Annotated in this window: 14 protein-coding genes and 1 pseudogene; 13 read left to right on the forward strand and 2 right to left on the reverse strand. The window is 45.3% G+C overall.

Features of this window, described 5'->3' with window-relative positions:
* Positions 1–34 precede the first annotated feature (34 nt).
* Positions 35–687 (forward strand): annotated as a pseudogene (locus DXA18_RS07120) (HAD family hydrolase).
* Between the two features lie 21 nt (positions 688–708).
* Positions 709–972 carry a glyoxalase gene (locus tag DXA18_RS07125; protein WP_118383310.1) on the forward strand — a complete coding sequence of 88 codons (264 nt, stop codon included), beginning with the start codon at positions 709–711 and terminating at the stop codon, positions 970–972.
* Between the two features lie 52 nt (positions 973–1024).
* Here DXA18_RS07125 and DXA18_RS07130 read toward each other — a convergent pair whose 3' ends face one another.
* Positions 1025–1456 (reverse strand): FMN-binding protein, encoded by a 432-nt coding sequence (locus DXA18_RS07130; protein WP_118383311.1) that lies wholly within the window; start codon positions 1454–1456, stop codon positions 1025–1027.
* A gap of 117 nt (positions 1457–1573) precedes the next feature.
* On the opposite strand from DXA18_RS07130, the gene pth reads away from it, so the two are divergent.
* The 4 genes from pth to DXA18_RS07150 all read left to right on the forward strand — a co-directional run bounded on the left by pth (position 1574) and on the right by DXA18_RS07150 (position 10336).
* On the forward strand, positions 1574–2155 hold the full coding sequence (pth, locus tag DXA18_RS07135) for an aminoacyl-tRNA hydrolase (RefSeq protein ID WP_118383312.1): 582 nt from the start codon (positions 1574–1576) through the stop codon (positions 2153–2155).
* Between the two features lie 6 nt (positions 2156–2161).
* Positions 2162–5503, forward strand: a complete 3342-nt coding sequence (mfd, locus tag DXA18_RS07140; protein ID WP_118383313.1) for a transcription-repair coupling factor — start codon at positions 2162–2164, stop codon at positions 5501–5503.
* 74 nt (positions 5504–5577) lie between these two features.
* On the forward strand, positions 5578–6612 hold the full coding sequence (locus tag DXA18_RS07145; protein ID WP_118383314.1) for a peptidylprolyl isomerase: 1035 nt from the start codon (positions 5578–5580) through the stop codon (positions 6610–6612).
* A gap of 118 nt (positions 6613–6730) precedes the next feature.
* Positions 6731–10336, forward strand: coding sequence for an ABC transporter ATP-binding protein/permease (locus DXA18_RS07150; protein WP_118383315.1), 3606 nt, complete (start codon positions 6731–6733; stop codon positions 10334–10336).
* Between the two features lie 123 nt (positions 10337–10459).
* Here DXA18_RS07150 and DXA18_RS07155 read toward each other — a convergent pair whose 3' ends face one another.
* Positions 10460–10906, reverse strand: coding sequence for a GatB/YqeY domain-containing protein (locus DXA18_RS07155; RefSeq protein WP_118383316.1), 447 nt, complete (start codon positions 10904–10906; stop codon positions 10460–10462).
* 114 nt (positions 10907–11020) lie between these two features.
* Here DXA18_RS07155 and DXA18_RS07160 point away from each other — a divergent pair, with 114 nt between their 5' ends.
* The 7 genes from DXA18_RS07160 to scfB all read left to right on the forward strand — a co-directional run bounded on the left by DXA18_RS07160 (position 11021) and on the right by scfB (position 16701).
* Positions 11021–11674 carry an HAD family hydrolase gene (locus DXA18_RS07160; protein ID WP_118383317.1) on the forward strand — a complete coding sequence of 218 codons (654 nt, stop codon included), beginning with the start codon at positions 11021–11023 and terminating at the stop codon, positions 11672–11674.
* 294 nt (positions 11675–11968) lie between these two features.
* Positions 11969–13015: a glycerol-3-phosphate dehydrogenase gene (locus DXA18_RS07165; protein WP_118383318.1), complete on the forward strand. Its 1047-nt coding sequence runs from the start codon at positions 11969–11971 to the stop codon at positions 13013–13015.
* Positions 13016–13160: 145 nt separating this feature from the next.
* Positions 13161–13877, forward strand: coding sequence for a sulfite exporter TauE/SafE family protein (locus tag DXA18_RS07170; RefSeq protein WP_243007065.1), 717 nt, complete (start codon positions 13161–13163; stop codon positions 13875–13877).
* Positions 13878–13962: 85 nt separating this feature from the next.
* Positions 13963–14508: a stage V sporulation protein T gene (gene spoVT, locus DXA18_RS07175; RefSeq protein ID WP_118383319.1), complete on the forward strand. Its 546-nt coding sequence runs from the start codon at positions 13963–13965 to the stop codon at positions 14506–14508.
* A gap of 72 nt (positions 14509–14580) precedes the next feature.
* Positions 14581–14955: a TIGR04086 family membrane protein gene (locus tag DXA18_RS07180; protein WP_118383320.1), complete on the forward strand. Its 375-nt coding sequence runs from the start codon at positions 14581–14583 to the stop codon at positions 14953–14955.
* A 73-nt stretch (positions 14956–15028) separates the two neighbouring features.
* On the forward strand, positions 15029–15169 hold the full coding sequence (scfA, locus tag DXA18_RS07185; protein WP_118383321.1) for a six-cysteine ranthipeptide SCIFF: 141 nt from the start codon (positions 15029–15031) through the stop codon (positions 15167–15169).
* A 137-nt stretch (positions 15170–15306) separates the two neighbouring features.
* Entirely contained in the window at positions 15307–16701 is a 1395-nt protein-coding gene (gene scfB, locus DXA18_RS07190; RefSeq protein ID WP_118383322.1) for a thioether cross-link-forming SCIFF peptide maturase, read from the forward strand.
* Positions 16702–16707 lie beyond the last annotated feature (6 nt).

Genomic DNA, 16707 nt, shown 5'->3' on the forward strand with positions numbered 1-16707 from the left:
CCTTTCATACTATGATAGATACAGAAAGGAGCGGATTATGAAAGCATGCATTTTTGACCTTGACGGAACATTGACAGACACACTTGATTCACTGGTATATTCAGTGAACCTGACTTTGCAGGAGATGGGGCTTGCTGAGATCAGCAGAGATCAGTGCCGAAGATTTGTAGGGAATGGAGCACGGAAGCTGATAGAAGAGGCGTTGAATGCAACAGGCGATAAAGGAGCGACACGGATTGAAGAGGGAATGCAGGTATATGGCAGAGTCTTCGGGGAGAACTGTACGTACCATGTAGCACCTTATGCAGGGATTCCGGAAGCATTGGAAGAGCTGAAGGACAAAGGAATAAGGCTTGCAGTGTTGTCGAATAAGCCGCATCAACAGACCCTAGATGTGGTAGAGACCTTTTTCGGAAAAGAGTTGTTTGATTATGTACAGGGACAGATGGATGGAATTCCGCGCAAACGGATCCGGCTGGTATCCATTACATTCTTAAGAATATGCAGATTCCTGAATCAGAGTGCCTGTATGTGGGAGATTCTGAGGTGGACATTGTCACAGGACGTGCGGCAGGAGTTAAGAGCGTTGGCGTAGAATGGGGCTTCCGTGACAGGAAGACACTTGAGGCTGCAGGAGCAGAGCATATTATCACTACACCGGATCAGTTATTACAATTCGTATCATAGTCGTGAGGGAGGATAAGAGATATGTATGAATACGATGAAGAATGTCTGCAGGCGTTTCTGGAACAACAGGGCAAGCTCTTTGATGAGCCGGTAGCTGATACGCTGGAAGAAGCAGAGGCATTTCTGGAAGATTGCATGGCAGCAGTTGTGAATAATATCGAAGAAGTTAAGGGATTTCTGGAAGAAGAGGGCATGGATGTAGATGGCATGTCAATGGAAGAGATTGAGGAAGCCGCAGAAGTATTTGCACTGCCGAGCGGACAGTATCTGATTGTAGAAGGATAGAAGAATCTGAGATAAAAATTGAAAAAGAAGAATAAGAACTGAGAAGCCGCAGCTAATTAGCCGCGGCTTTTTTCAATGCCTCATCGACAGCATTTATGATTGCCTGAGAGGTATAATGGGTCTCTTCTGTGTACTGGATATCATCGAGAGACTGGTTGGCGACGATCTGGTCGGCAATCTCCTCAACTGCCGGTTGAAGTAATGGATACATGGCAGAGACTGTCTCATTCAGATTGGAGAAATGAATGGATGTGATCTCGGTTTCTGAGACGGTTACTTCCAGCGAAAGCGTGGTATCTCCAACCGTCAGATCTGAAGTATAGATGCCTGGATTATATTTGGCTGTTTTGTTATGACTGCCCCGTACTTTAGGCAGAAACATGAAAATAAGCAGCAGGATCAGTACTATGGCTAAGACAGCAAAGATCGCTGTATAAATGATTTCTTTCATGTGTAAGACAACGATTCTGGTTTTGGAACTCATAATGGCCTCCTTATCAGTGGTCCTGGTATTATTTCTATAAATGTATGCAGGGAGGAAGGGATTTATGCGTGACAAATGAGAGCTTCTCTTGTAGAATAAGGAACGGAGGTAAGAACGATGTATATTATTGCAGGACTTGGTAATCCTACGAAACAGTACGAAGGTACAAGACATAATGTAGGATTTGATGTGATAGACCGCATTGCGGATGAATATAATATTTCTGTAGAGACACGGAAAGGAAAAGCACTGACGGGCACCGGGATCATTGCGGGACGCAAAGTCCTTCTGGCAAAGCCGCAGACTTATATGAATCTCAGCGGAGAGAGTCTCCGGGCACTGACAGATTTTTATAAGATCGATGTAGAGACAGAACTTCTTGTGATCTATGATGATATCAGTCTGGATGTGGGACAGCTCCGGATCCGTAAGAAAGGAAGTGCCGGAGGTCATAACGGAATCAAAAGCATTATCAGCCATTTGGGTACGAATGTATTTCCAAGGATCAAAGTAGGTGTCGGTGAGAAACCGTCCGGCTATGATCTGGCAGATTATGTGCTGGGACATTTTTCTAAGGATGACAGAGCAAAGATGCAGGAAGGCTATACCAGAGCCATGCACGCAGCAGAGATGCTTGTGGCGGGTGATGTAGAGCAGGCCATGAACGAATATAATAAAAAAGCAAAACAGGAGGCGTAGAGGCAGATGCAGGCGCTGATAGGGCCGTTGCAGGAACTGGCTGAATTTGAAGCAATTCAGAAAGAAAAACAGAAAGAAGCCGGAGTACTGCAGATATCCGGCTGTGTAAATTCTCAGAAAACGCATATGATGTACGCACTGGGCGATGGCTGTAAATACAGAGTCATCGCTTGTTCCAGTGAGTCAAAAGCAAGACAGGTATATGAGGAATATCATATGCTGGATCCGGAGACTTATTTTTATCCGGCAAAGGATTTCCTTTTTTATCAGGCAGATATCCGCAGCAAGGAACTTCAGGAATCCCGCATGACAGTAGTACAGGCAATTCTGGAGGAAAAACCGTTGACTGTAGTGGTGTCTTTTGATGCATTTATGGATGCACTTCCAGTGAAAGGTGCTATGAAAGACCGAGTGATCCGGATTGAAAACGGACAGACACTGGACTTTGATGAGATCCGGAAAGCGTTGACGGAGAATGGCTATGACAGGGAAGAACAGGTCGACGGACCGGGACAGTTTGCGATCCGCGGTGGTATCCTGGATATTTATCCGTTGACCGGGGAGCTTCCTGTGCGTATTGAGCTGTGGGGAGATGAAGTGGATTCTATTCGAAGCTTCGATACAGACAGTCAGCGTTCCGTGCAGAATCTGGATGAGGCAGTGATCTATCCGGCAGATGAGCTTCCGGGAAGGCCGGGAAAACGAGTGTCATTTCTGGAATATTTTCCGCCGGAAGATACGTTGGTATTTTTGGATGAACCGACCAGGCTGGTAGAAAAGGGCGAGGCAGTAGAACAGGAATTTGTAGAAGCGCAGGCAAAACGCGTGGAAAGTGGTTATGAAGTATCGGATGATGAGATGGAGCTGTATGAGACGGCAGAGATCGTAAAGCGGATGAATACCTATTACTGCATTGGATTGTCTGCGCTTGATACTCATGGCAATGGTTTTAGATTCCGGAATAAATTCAGCATTAATACGAAGAGTGTGAATCCGTATAATAACAGTTTTGAGATGCTGACGAGAGACCTGAAGCGTCTGAAACGGAATGATTACAGAGTGATATTGTTGTCCGGTTCCAGAACCAGGGCGAAGCGTCTGGCGGAGGATCTGCGAGATTATAATCTGAGCAGTTATTACAGTGAAGAGCAGGACAGAGAAGTGCAGCCTGGTGAGATTATGACAGCTTATGGTCATGTGGCAGAGGGCTATGAGTATCCGATGCTGAAGTTTACGGTGATCTCGGAAACAGACATTTTCGGTAAAGTGCGTAAGAAACGCAAGCGTAAAAAATACGAAGGTCGCAAGATCCGTGACTTTACGGAACTGAAGGTGGGCGACTATGTGGTGCATGAGAATCACGGTGTCGGCATTTACCAGGGGATTGAGAAGATTGAATCGGATAAGATTGCCAAGGATTATATGAAGATTTCATATGCAGCAGGCGGTAATCTGTACATTCCGGCAACGCAGCTGGATCTGATCCAGAAATACGCCAGCGCCGATGCCAGGAAGCCAAAGCTGAACCGTCTTGGCACGCAGGACTGGACCAGAACGAGAAAACGCGTCAAAAGTGCGGTACAATTAATTGCAAAAGATCTGGTGAAGTTGTATGCGGCAAGACAGGAGCAGGAAGGTTTCGTATATGGCGAGGATACCGTATGGCAGTGGGAATTTGAAGAGATGTTTCCGTTTGAGGAGACAGAAGATCAGATGCTTGCCATTGATGCGGTAAAACAGGATATGGAGAGCACTAAGATCATGGATCGTCTGATCTGTGGGGATGTGGGCTATGGCAAGACGGAAGTTGCAATCCGTGCGGCATTTAAGGCAGTGCAGGAGAATAAGCAGGTCGTATATCTGGTGCCGACGACGATTCTTGCCCAGCAGCATTACAATACCTTTGCCCAGCGTATGAAGGAATTTCCAGTGCGGGTGGATCTGATGTGCAGATTCCGGACGGCAGCCCAGCAGAAGAAGACTATCGAGGATACGAAAAAAGGCCTGGTAGATATTATTATCGGTACCCACCGGGTGCTCAGTGATGATCTGGAATTCAAAGATCTGGGGCTTTTGATCATTGACGAGGAACAGCGTTTTGGTGTCCAGCATAAGGAGAAGATCAAGAAGCTGAAGGAAAATGTAGATGTGCTGGCGCTTACGGCAACACCAATCCCGCGTACCCTTCATATGAGCCTGATCGGAATCCGTGATATGAGTGTGCTGGAAGAAGCACCGGAAGAGCGTATGCCGATTCAGACGTATGTGATGGAATATAATGACGAGATGGTGCGGGAAGCTATCCAGAGGGAGTGCGCCCGCCAGGGACAGGTTTATTATGTATATAACCGGGTAGATAATATTGCGGAAGTCAGTGCGCATATTCAGAAGCTGGTACCGGAAGCTGTGGTAGCCTATGCCCATGGACAGATGCGGGAACATCAGCTTGAGAAGATCATGCTGGACTTCATCAATGGCGAGATTGACGTGCTGGTATCGACCACGATCATTGAGACAGGACTGGATATTTCCAATGCTAATACTATGATCATCCACGATGCAGACCGGTTGGGACTGTCGCAGTTGTATCAGCTCCGTGGACGTGTGGGACGATCCAACCGTATGGCATATGCGTTCTTAATGTATCAGAGAAATAAATTACTGCGGGAAGAAGCAGAGAAGCGTCTGGCAGCAATCCGTGAATTTACAGATCTTGGGTCTGGATTTAAGATCGCCATGAGGGATCTGGAGATCCGGGGCGCAGGTAACCTACTGGGAGCAGAGCAGCATGGACATATGGAAGCGGTTGGATATGATATGTACTGCAAAATGTTGAACGAGGCAGTGCGTACGCTGAAAGGTGAAGCGGAGGATGAGGGCTTTACGACTACAATGGATCTGAATGTAGATGCATTTATTCCGGATTCATATATTCCGAATGAGTATCAGAAGTTGGATATCTACAAACGGATCGCGGCGATTGAGAATGAAGAAGAGATGGAAGATATGACGGAAGAGCTGATCGACCGTTATGGTGATATTCCTCGAAAGGTTATGAAGCTTCTGGAAGTGGCAACGCTGAAGGCATTGGCGCATAGTGTTTATGTGACAGCAGTGGAGCAGAAAGGTGAGCAGTATATATTTACCATGTATGAGAAAGCGAAGGTGCGTCCGGAGAAGATACCGGAGCTGATCCAGCAGTACAAAGGGGATCTGACCTTTAAACCAGAGGAACCGCCGGTGTTTATTTATGAAGAAAAGAAGAAGAACCGGAAGGCGAAGGCTGTGGATGCTCTGGTAGTTGTGAAAAATGTCTTAAATGCCATGAAAGCATTGCTTGATACTTAAAATAATGCTAAAATTAATAGATGTTGTGGGTGATATAATGAAGCATCCACATGAGAAGCAGGAGGAAATGCAATATGAAAAAAAGACTGGCAATGCTTGTACTGGCAGGTGCGATGGTAACGTCATCACTGACAGGATGCGGGCTGAAAGATAGTGCCACAGTGGCGACGGTAGCAGGAGATGAGATTCCGGCAGGACTTGCGAATTTCTATGCAAGAATGACACAGGCACAGTATGAGAGTATGTATTCCAGCTATCTGGGAGATAATATGTGGACGACGGAAGCATCCGAAGGCAAGACTTATGAGAAGCTTGTAAAGGATGAGGTGTTGAAGGATCTGGAGAATATGTATCTCTTGGAAGATCATATGGATGATTATAAGATTAGTCTTTCTGATGATGAGAAGAAAGCGATTAAAGATGCTGCCAAGGAATTCAGCAAGGATAACGACAAAGACGATAAGGAAAAGGTATCCGGAGATACTGAGTATGTAGAGCGTTATCTGACACTGGCTACGATCAAGCAGAAGATGACGGATGCCATCGAAGCAGAGGCAGATACGAACGTAACAGATGATGAGGCGAAGCAGAAAGCCATGCAGTATGTACTGTTCTCGATTAACACGACAGATGCCAATGGTGTCTATCAGTCACTCAGCGATGAAGAAAAAGCCAATGTAAAGGCGAATGCAGAGGCATTTGCGGAAGGTGCGAAAGAGACAAGTGATTTTGAAGGCTTTGCACAGACACAGGGATATACGGTATCGGAAGCAAGCTTTGACGGAGAGGGATCTGCATCCGTACCAGAGGCACTTGCGAAGGCAGCAGATGCACTGGATGAAGGCGGCGTGACAGACTGCATCGAGACAGATAATGGCTATTATGTAGCGAAGGTTACCAGCCTGTTTGATCAGGAAGCGACCGAAGAAAAGAAACAGACGATCATTTCCCAGAGAAAACAGGACAAGTATGATGAAGTGATTAAGGGCTGGAGAAAGAAAGGCGATATCAGTGTGAAGAAGAGTGTGTGGAAGAAAGTAGATTTTAATGATCTGAAGGTTACTCTGCATACAGAAGACAGCGAGGAAAGCACGGATTCAGCCAACTAAAAGCTAATAAAGACATGACCTCTGAGTCGCTAATGCCAGATGGCAGACGGTTCGGAGGTCTTTTTAATAATGTCAGGGACATTATATTAAAGCGCTAAAACGTTAAAGGAGGAAATACATGCTTCAGATACAACATATCTGTAAAGAGTATCGGACGGGGAATCTGGTACAGAAGGCACTGGATGATGTAAGTCTGAATCTGCGGGATAATGAGTTCGTGGCAATCTTAGGTCCCAGCGGTTCTGGTAAGACGACGCTGTTGAATGTGATCGGTGGACTGGACCGGTACGACAGCGGTGACCTAATCATCAATGGAATATCCACGAAGAAATACAAGGACAGAGACTGGGATTCTTATCGGAATCATACCATCGGATTCGTATTCCAGAGTTATAATCTGATTCCGCATCAGACGGTACTTGCCAATGTGGAACTGGCGTTGACCATTTCAGGTGTCGGTAAGGATGAGCGCAGAAAGCGTGCAGTGGATGCGTTGGAGAAGGTGGGACTTGGCAATCAGCTCCACAAGAAGCCGAGTCAGATGTCCGGTGGACAGATGCAGCGAGTGGCGATCGCGAGAGCGCTGGTTAATGACCCGGATATCCTTCTTGCGGATGAGCCGGCCGGAGCACTGGACAGTGATACCAGCGTACAGGTGATGGATCTTTTAAGGGATGTGGCGAAGGACAAGTTAGTAGTTATGGTTACCCATAATCCGGAACTTGCAGAACAGTACGCTACCCGAATTGTGAACTTAAAAGATGGAAAGATCTGTTCCGATACGGATGAATATATGCTAAATGAACCGGCTATGAAAGAACCGGAGCATAAGAATATGGGCAAGTCATCCATGTCATTTCTGACAGCACTGTCCCTGAGTTTTCACAATCTGTGGACGAAAAAAGCGCGTACGTTGCTGACATCATTTGCAGGATCTATCGGTATTATTGGCATTGCACTGATCCTTGCACTGTCCAATGGTGTTAATGGCTATATTAAATCCGTGGAAGAGGATACATTATCTGAATACCCGTTGCAGATCCAGAGTACGGGATTTGACATATCATCTATGATGGTAGGAAATGCAGCGGCGGCATCGGATAAGGATAACAGTGGTAAGAAGTCGGATGGTAAAGTCAAGGTCATGGAGATGGTGACGAATATGTTTTCCCAGATGAATTCCAATGATCTGAAATCTCTGAAAAAATATCTGGACAGTGACGAGTCCGGGATTGAAAAGTATACGACTGCAGTAGAGTATACGTATGGAGTGACACCGCAGATCTGCAGACAGGATGCAGACAGTGTGCGTCAGGTGAATCCGGATCAGTCATTTGCGGCACTTGGACTTGGATCGACTGCGGGAACGAACAGTATGATGTCTTCGATGATGAGCACCAATGTGTTCTATGAGATGCCGGAGAATGCGAGGCTCTATAAGAATCAATATGAAGTGAAGGCAGGACGCTGGCCGGAGAATTATCATGAATGTGTGCTAGTGCTTACTTCCAACGGAAGTATCAGTGACTTTATGCTGTATACATTGGGACTCAGAGACCAGATGGAACTGGATGATATGATTCGGGAGTTTGCAAATGAGGAAGATATCCAGACACCGACAGATCTGGGAGAATATACCTATGATGATATTCTGGGTAAGAAGTTCAAACTGGTGAACAGCGCAGACTATTATGAATATGATAGTCAGTATAATGTCTGGAAGGATAAGACGGGCAATGAAGAATACATGAAGAATCTGGTGAATCAGGGCGAGGATCTGGAGATTGTAGGAATTGTACAGCCGGGTGAGGATGCCAAGGCATCGGCACTGACACCGGGTATTAATTATCCGGCATCTCTGGTGCGTCATGTGGCAGAGAATGCAGCGGACAGTGAGATCGTAAAGACGCAGTTAGCTGATTCCGGTACGAATGTATTTACCGGAGAGACCTTTGGAGAAGACAGTGACAGTGGATTCGATATGAATTCTCTGTTTACCGTCGATGAATCAGCACTGCAGAAAGCATTTGGCATGGATGGAAGTTCATTGAATGGATTGAGCGATGTGTTGGCGCTTCCGTCGTCTATGAATCTGCAGGATACATTTACACTGGATGGCGGTTCTATGAATCTGTCTGGCATGGTGGATCTCAGCCAGATTAATCTGGATGTATCGGATATGCCGGAGTTTAATCTTGGAGATATGCTGTCACATCTCGATATTACGATGAAGCCAGGTGGCATGGAGAAAATGATCCAGATTCTGAATGAAGGATACAGTGAATATGTGAAAAGCCATCCGGAGGCAGATTATTCTACACTGGGAGAACATTTTTCGGAGTATCTGACAACGGATGATGCGAAGAATATTATCCGCAAATATCTGGGATCCATCCTGCAGCAGAATGGGGATGTGGTGATCACAACAGCACAGATGCAGAATCTGATCACTCGTGTCATGACTGGTATGCAGAGCTATGTACAGGGAAAGGCAGAGACAAGTGCTGACTACTTTGGAGAATATATGCAGGAGTATCTGCAGACCTCGGAAGCGAAGCAGATTATGACAAACTGGGCGAATGAGGTGTTTGGAGCAGCTACGTTTGACATTTCGGATGCAGACCTTCAGGGAATGGCGAGGGAACTTGCACAGGGCTATTCAACATATGCGAATGCTAACGGCTATCCGGATCCGGCGCAGATGGGACAGCATTTTGTGAAATATATGCAGACCGAAGACGGACAGAAACGATTGATGCAGGGGATGTCAGAAGCCATCGATATGGACAGTCTGCAAAGCCAGCTTACAGCTGCTATGAATGATTATATGAAGCAGGTGATGGGTGCTTATACAGGTGCGTTGTCAGAAGCACTACAGACACAGATCACATCGGCAATGCAGCAGATTATGACTCAGCTTGCAGCCGGACTTCAGACCGGTATGCAACAGACGATGGCGCAGATCGGAAGTAATCTGCAGAACGCGTTAGGAAGTGCGATGCAGATTGATGCGGATGCATTTGCAGATGCATTCCAGTTCCATATGACGGAACAGGATCTGTCAGAGCTTATGATGTCCATGAGTAATACCCAGAGCGCGAACTACGACAGCAACTTAGAGAAGCTTGGCTATGTGGACTTTGATGAACCGGGACAGATTTCTATTTACCCGAAAGACTTTGATAATAAAGAAAAAGTGGTAAAACTTCTGGATGATTATAACCAGAGAATGGAAAAAGAAGGAAAGGATGAACAGGTGATTTCCTATACCGATGTGGTAGGAACACTCATGTCTTCTGTAACCGATATAGTGGATACGATCAGCTATGTACTGATTGCATTTGTAGCCATTTCGCTGGTGGTTTCTTCCATTATGATCGGTGTCATTACGTACATCAGCGTGTTGGAGCGTAAGAAAGAGATCGGTATTCTCAGGGCAATCGGAGCATCTAAGAGGAATATCTCACAGGTGTTTAATGCAGAGACCTTTATCATCGGTCTGTGTGCAGGCCTGATCGGTATCGGACTTTCGTTATTGCTTCTGATACCGGGCAACATGATCATTCACCATGTGGCAGATAATACAAGTGTCAATGCGGTGCTGCCTCCGGTGCCGGCGGTAATCCTGATTGCACTTAGTGTAGTGCTGACGCTGATCGGCGGACTGATTCCGTCAAAGAAAGCGGCGAAGAGCGATCCGGTAACGGCGCTCCGTACGGAGTAGAAAAGTTCATAACAGAATAGAATAATAAAAAAATCCGCTTGCAGGAATCGGGATACGCATTCGTATATAGGTTCCTATAAGCGGATTTTTAATTCCAGTACGTCAGACAAATATCGGTCAGACCTACTGCATATGTTTCATCAGTAACTGATTGACCAGTTTGCCGTCGGCTTTGCCCTTTACCTTAGGCATCAGAGTCTTCATGATGCGGCCTTTGTCCTTGCCGGTAGGAGCATCAATGCCAAGCTCGGCAAGTGTTGCCTGAATGACAGCTTCGATCTCGTCTTCATCCATCATCTTAGGAGCATAGGCTTCCAGAACAGCCAGTCTCTTCTTGCATTCCTCAATAATATCGGTACGGTCAGCAGGAGTCAGTTCCAGAGTTTCCTTTGTCTGTTTGATCTCTTTCATGATAACCTGAGTCTCTTCTTCCGGAGTCAGGTCAGCACGTTTGTCAATGGCTTTGTTTTTCAGTGCTGCAAGCAGAAGGGATAAGGTGTCTTTCTTTTCCTTTTCTCCGGCTTTCATTGCCTTGACCATATCGGCTCTTACTTCATCAATTTTACTCATGTGCTTGTCCTCCTTGTTTACGAATATGTTTATATATTAACAGATGTGCAGAAGGATTGCAATTGCGGAACCGACCATGTATGATAAAAGTAATTGAACGATGGGGAGGAAAATATGAGAAAAGCAGTATTATTTGATATGGATGGCGTGATCACGGATACGGAACGTTTTTATGTAGATGGCATGCTGGATTTGTTGAAGAGAAATGGGATTCATCTGGAGCCAACAGATCTGCAGGAGTTCTTTGGCAGTCCATTACTTCATAATTGTACGGTGTTGCAGGCGCGTTATCATCTGGCGAAGACACCGCAGGAGTGTATGGATGAAGTGGTTACCTACAGAGATCAGCAGATTCAGATAGGTGGTCTGCAGCCGATGGACGGCGTGCTGGAATTGATCCGTGAATTGCACGATGCGGATGTAAAAATGGCTGTGGCATCCAGTTCGACGATGGATAATATTGTTCATAATATGGAGACATTGGGGATTAAAGGATGTTTTAAGGCGTTGGTCAGCGGTGCGGAATGTGAACATGGGAAACCGGCGCCGGATGTGTATTTGAAAGCGGCAAAAGAGATAAGCATGAAACCAGAGGAGTGTGTGGTGATTGAGGACGCATATAATGGCGTAATCGCAGCAAAGACAGCGGGTATGTATTGTCATGCATATGTGCCACCGCAGGCATACCGACAGGATGTCAGTCTGGCAGATGATGTGATTACATCCTATCGGGATGTGACGGTGGAAGATATATTGGCGAATAATTAATAGAGGAATATTGATTAATAAACAGCTATTAATCAAAGTGACTTTTGATTATTAATATTATATGTTTGATTAATCATGGAGTCAAGAACAGTACTATAAATCAAAGGGAAAATGAATCGTGAGGAAAAGAGCAGTGAGAAAGCAGAGAAAAATGCTAATTAATCAAAACGAATGATTAGTAGCAAATATAAGAAAATGACGGAAACTGCTGCCTGGAGCATTTGACAGAGAGAAAAAAACGTGATTTAATCACAGCGTAATAAGAACGGAACGAAATTGGAGAGGAGATTAAACATGAGCGTAATTACATTTGTATGTGCAGGACAGATGGCATCAGCACTGACATTCCCGGCATTTGAAAACGGACACGAGGTACGTCTGGTTGGCTCGCCGTTGGATCGCGAAATCATCAACGGACTGAGAAAAGACAATTATCATATCACATTAAAAAGAACACTTCATGATGGTATTAAGTATTATCAGATTGAGGAACTTGAAGAAGCACTGGAAGGCGCGGATTTGATCATTGGCGGTGTCAGCAGTTTTGGACTGGACTGGTTCTGCGATGAGATTCTGCCGGTGCTTCCGGAAGAAGTGCCGCTTCTTACCGTGACCAAAGGAATGGTAGACCGGGAAGACGGAACGATGGTACCTTATCCATACATTTTTGAAGAGCGTCAGCCGGAAGGAAAACATCTGAACTTTAATGCGATCGGAGGTCCTTGTACTAGCTATGAACTGGCAGATCATGATAACAGTCATGTGGCATTTTGCGGTAAAGATCCGGAGACATTAAAATATATCCGTTCATTGATGGCAACAGATTATTACCATATCAGTATTTCTACCGATGTGGTAGGTGTAGAGTGTGCGGTTGCACTGAAGAATGCTTATGCTCTGGGAGTTACTCTGGCGGTAGGACTGGCTGAAAAGAAAGATGGTAAGATCGGTGCACAGCACTACAATTCACAGGCAGCTCTGTTTGGTCAGAGTATGAAAGAAATGGGTAAACTCCTGAATCTTGTCGGCGGAAAGCCGGAACATCTGGTGCACGGTGTGGGAGACCTGTATGTGACGGTATTCGGCGGAAGAACAAGAATGATCGGAACTCTGCTTGGACGAGGACTGACTTTTGAGCAGGCAATGGAAGATTTGAAAGGTGTAACACTGGAATCTATCGTGATCGCTACCAGAACGGCAAGAGCAGTGAAGAAGCTTGCGGAGAGAGGTAAAGTAGATCTGAAGGAATATCCACTTCTGATGCATATCGATGCAATTCTCAATCAGGGCGCAGAAGTGGATATCCCGTGGGATGCATTTACATGGGATGATCTGGATTAGAATAATACAAAGTCCTTATATTAATCAGAAGTGCGGCTGACTTTTGGGTCGGCCGCTTGTCAACGCTATGCTTCTATGATATTCTGGAGCCGTTCCTTTGTTCAAAGTTTATTGTTTTAGAGTTTTATGATGATGGAGTGAGCGAATGACAATGTGGGTAATCGCAACGTTTGTTGCATTTTTTGTGAAAGGTGTCTGTGGATTTGCGAACACACTGGTATTTACATCGATTCTTAGCTATGGGACAGCGAATGCAAATATATCACCGACGGAGCTTCTGATCGGATATCCGATGAATCTGCTGATGACATGGAATAATCGAAAGGAATTAAAGACAAAAGTCTGGCTGCCGTTATCTTTACTCGTATTGTTTGGCAGTATTCCGGGAGCTTTTATTTTGAAGAACGTAGATGCGGGCATTATAAAAGTATTTTTCGGGATTGTAGTGTCGGTGCTGGGAGTTCAGATGTTTCTGCAGGAATATCAGCATAAGACATCCAAACCATCAAAAATAACAATGCTGATCATGGGAATAGTTGGCGGAATGCTTTGTGGACTTTTTGGAGTTGGAGCCATGCTGGGTGTATGCGTGACGCGTATGACAGATACGATGACTGAATTCAAGGGCAATGTGAGTATGGTGTTTGCAGTGGAAAACACGATCCGCCTGATTACATATGCTGTGTTGGGACTTTTTACGATGTCGGCAATCCGCACGGCCATGATTCTGATCGTAATTGCACTGATCGGTATGTTTACGGGTATGCAGTGCAGTAAATTCATGAAAGATACTACAGTTAAAAAGATAGTTATTATACTACTGATTTTATCGGGAATATCACTGATCATTCAAAATATATAATTTATACATAATCCTCCTGGATTTCCACATACTATCCATACATTACAATATGGAAAAATATGTAGAAAACAGGAGGATTAATTATATGAAAGCCACAGGAATTGTCCGCCGGATCGATGATCTGGGGCGGGTGGTGATACCGAAGGAGATACGAAGGACGCTCCGCATTCGAGAGGGCGATCCGTTAGAGATATTTACAGACCGGGAAGGGGAAGTGATCCTGAAGAAATATTCGCCGATCGGAGAGCTGGCGAATTTCGCCGGGCAGTATGCAGAGAGCATTGCGCAGGTATTGGGGTGTCTTGTGTGTATCTGTGATACCGATCAGGTGATCACAGCATCGGGAAATGGCAGGAAGGAGCTGCAGGATAAGTATATCAGCAGTGCATTGCGGAAGGTCATGGATGGAAGAAAGACGGTGCTTGCTTCCGAAGGCAGCCGGGACTATGTAAGGATTGTGGCAGAACAGGAGGCAGTGTATGCAGAAGAGGTGATTGCACCGATTATTTGCGTAGGGGACAGCATAGGAGCAGTGGTACTCCTGAACCAGGATAGTAAGAAAGGATTTGGAGAGCCGGAAAAGAAGGCTGCATTATGCGCGGCAGGATTTCTGGGGCGTCAGATGGAATAGATTATTTTGCGAATATATTTCCAAAGCCTGTCATAAGGATAAGTAGACTGGATGAATGACAGGAGGGGTACGATGAAAGCAAACGGAGCAGTATCGGGAAAGATTGGCTGGTTGTTGAAATCACTGTTGGCGGCATATGCACTGACCGGGATTCTGCTGCTTGGCCTGGCGATGATTCTGTATAAATTAAATGTGGAAGAGAGTGTGGTGTCTGCCGGGATTATCGGAATCTATGTGACATCTACATTTTTCGGAGGATTGATTATTGGAAAGATGGCGAAGGTGAGGAGATTTTTCTGGGGACTGCTACTGGGAGTTAGCTATTTCCTGTTACTTTTAATCATTACACTGGGTGTGTATCGGACACTCGATGGAGCGGTGGCAGGCTTTGCCAGTACATTTTTCCTGTGTGCCGGAGGAGGAATGTTTGGAGGTATGATATCCTAAGAAAAAGATTGCGAAACTCATGTCAAAATGTTATAATGACGTAAGTTAAGCAAAAGTAAGGAGGGATACGGTCATGAAACATGTAAAATCATTGAACAAACCCATGAACAGCAACCTGGAGAAAAAGGGATGCGGTGAGTGTCAGACATCTTGCCAGTCAGCATGTAAGACATCCTGCACAGTAGGAAATCAGACTTGCGAGCAGAGCAAATAGTTCTGAAATAATATGAATACTCGGGACAGCGGTCTTTTGGGTCGCTGTTTCTTGTTGTATAGGAATCTTTATTTCCCATGATGAAATAAATGAGATAAATAAAAAAGAAATATAATTATAATAGAAAGGGGTACGATATGATTCATCAGTACCGTAATAATGGATACAATATCGTGATGGATGTCTATAGTGGAGCAGTTCACGTGGTAGATGATGTCTGTTATGATGTGATCGCTGAGGTGAACCGGGCAGAGGAAGAACCGACAGCAGAAAGCCTGAAGACTCCGGAGGTGAAGGCAGGACTTCTTGCGAAGCTTGGTGGTCGCTATGAGGCGGCAGATATTGAAGATGCCCTGTCAGACGTGATCGAACTGACAGAAGGCAATCAGTTATTTATGAAAGATATATACGAAGGTATGGTTGAGGTTGTTAAGGAACGTAAGACCGTGGTAAAGGCATTGTGTATGCACATTGCCCACGACTGTAACCTGGCGTGCAGATACTGCTTTGCAGAGGAAGGCGAATATCATGGACGAAGAGCCATGATGAGTTATGAAGTAGGTAAAAAAGCGTTGGATTTTCTGATCGCTAATTCTGGTAGCAGACGGAATCTGGAAGTAGATTTCTTTGGCGGCGAACCGCTGATGAACTGGCAGGTAGTAAAGGATCTGGTTGCATACGGAAGAGAGCAGGAGAAAAAGTTCAACAAGCACTTCCGATTTACAGTTACAACCAATGGTGTTCTGCTGAATGACGAGATCCAGGACTTCATTAATAAGGAAATGGATAATGTAGTACTGTCACTGGACGGCAGAAAAGAGATCAATGACAAGATGCGTCCATTCCGTAACGGTAAGGGAAGTTATGATCTGATTGTGCCGAAGTTCCAGAAGCTTGCGGACAGCAGAAATCAGGAGCGTTATTATATAAGAGGTACCTTTACCCGCAACAACCTGGATTTTTCCAACGATATCCTGCATTATGCTGACCTTGGATTCAAGCAGATGTCCATTGAGCCGGTGGTTGGAGAAGAGACAGACCCATATGCGATCCGTGAGGAAGATCTGCCACAGATCTTTGAAGAATACGACAAGCTGGCAAAGGTTATGATTGAGCGTGAAAAAGAAGGAAAAGGTTTCAACTTCTTCCATTTTATGATAGACTTAGAAGGTGGACCTTGCATTTACAAACGTTTGTCCGGATGTGGTTCCGGTACGGAATATTTATCTGTAACTCCATGGGGAGATCTGTATCCATGTCATCAGTTTGTAGGACAGGATGAATTTCTGATGGGTAATGTGGACGAAGGTATTACGAAGCCTGAGATCGCAGATGAATTCAGAAGCTGTAGTGTATATTCCAAAGATAAATGCAGGAACTGTTTCGCTAAGTTTTACTGCAGCGGTGGCTGCATGGCTAACGCATATAATTTCCATGGCACGATCCATGATGCATATGACATTGGATGTGAGATGCAGCGGAAGCGTGTGGAATGTGCGATCATGATGAAAGCTGCACTTGCGGAGCAATAAAGAGAA

It is taken from the genome of Dorea sp. AM58-8 (assembly GCF_003464045.1).
Taxonomy (GTDB): Bacteria; Bacillota; Clostridia; order Lachnospirales; family Lachnospiraceae; genus Claveliimonas; species Claveliimonas ammoniilytica.

What these genes read in the sequence shown, in the direction of transcription:
- DXA18_RS07125 (WP_118383310.1), top strand. Translation starts at nt 709, where the DNA reads ATGTATGAATACGATGAAGAATGTCTGCAGGCGTTTCTGGAACAACAG.
- DXA18_RS07130 (WP_118383311.1), bottom strand. Translation starts at nt 1,456, where the DNA reads ATGAGTTCCAAAACCAGAATCGTTGTCTTACACATGAAAGAAATCATT.
- pth (WP_118383312.1), top strand. Translation starts at nt 1,574, where the DNA reads ATGTATATTATTGCAGGACTTGGTAATCCTACGAAACAGTACGAAGGT.
- mfd (WP_118383313.1), top strand. Translation starts at nt 2,162, where the DNA reads ATGCAGGCGCTGATAGGGCCGTTGCAGGAACTGGCTGAATTTGAAGCA.
- DXA18_RS07145 (WP_118383314.1), top strand. Translation starts at nt 5,578, where the DNA reads ATGAAAAAAAGACTGGCAATGCTTGTACTGGCAGGTGCGATGGTAACG.
- DXA18_RS07150 (WP_118383315.1), top strand. Translation starts at nt 6,731, where the DNA reads ATGCTTCAGATACAACATATCTGTAAAGAGTATCGGACGGGGAATCTG.
- DXA18_RS07155 (WP_118383316.1), bottom strand. Translation starts at nt 10,906, where the DNA reads ATGAGTAAAATTGATGAAGTAAGAGCCGATATGGTCAAGGCAATGAAA.
- DXA18_RS07160 (WP_118383317.1), top strand. Translation starts at nt 11,021, where the DNA reads ATGAGAAAAGCAGTATTATTTGATATGGATGGCGTGATCACGGATACG.
- DXA18_RS07165 (WP_118383318.1), top strand. Translation starts at nt 11,969, where the DNA reads ATGAGCGTAATTACATTTGTATGTGCAGGACAGATGGCATCAGCACTG.
- DXA18_RS07170 (WP_243007065.1), top strand. Translation starts at nt 13,161, where the DNA reads ATGACAATGTGGGTAATCGCAACGTTTGTTGCATTTTTTGTGAAAGGT.
- spoVT (WP_118383319.1), top strand. Translation starts at nt 13,963, where the DNA reads ATGAAAGCCACAGGAATTGTCCGCCGGATCGATGATCTGGGGCGGGTG.
- DXA18_RS07180 (WP_118383320.1), top strand. Translation starts at nt 14,581, where the DNA reads ATGAAAGCAAACGGAGCAGTATCGGGAAAGATTGGCTGGTTGTTGAAA.
- scfA (WP_118383321.1), top strand. Translation starts at nt 15,029, where the DNA reads ATGAAACATGTAAAATCATTGAACAAACCCATGAACAGCAACCTGGAG.
- scfB (WP_118383322.1), top strand. Translation starts at nt 15,307, where the DNA reads ATGATTCATCAGTACCGTAATAATGGATACAATATCGTGATGGATGTC.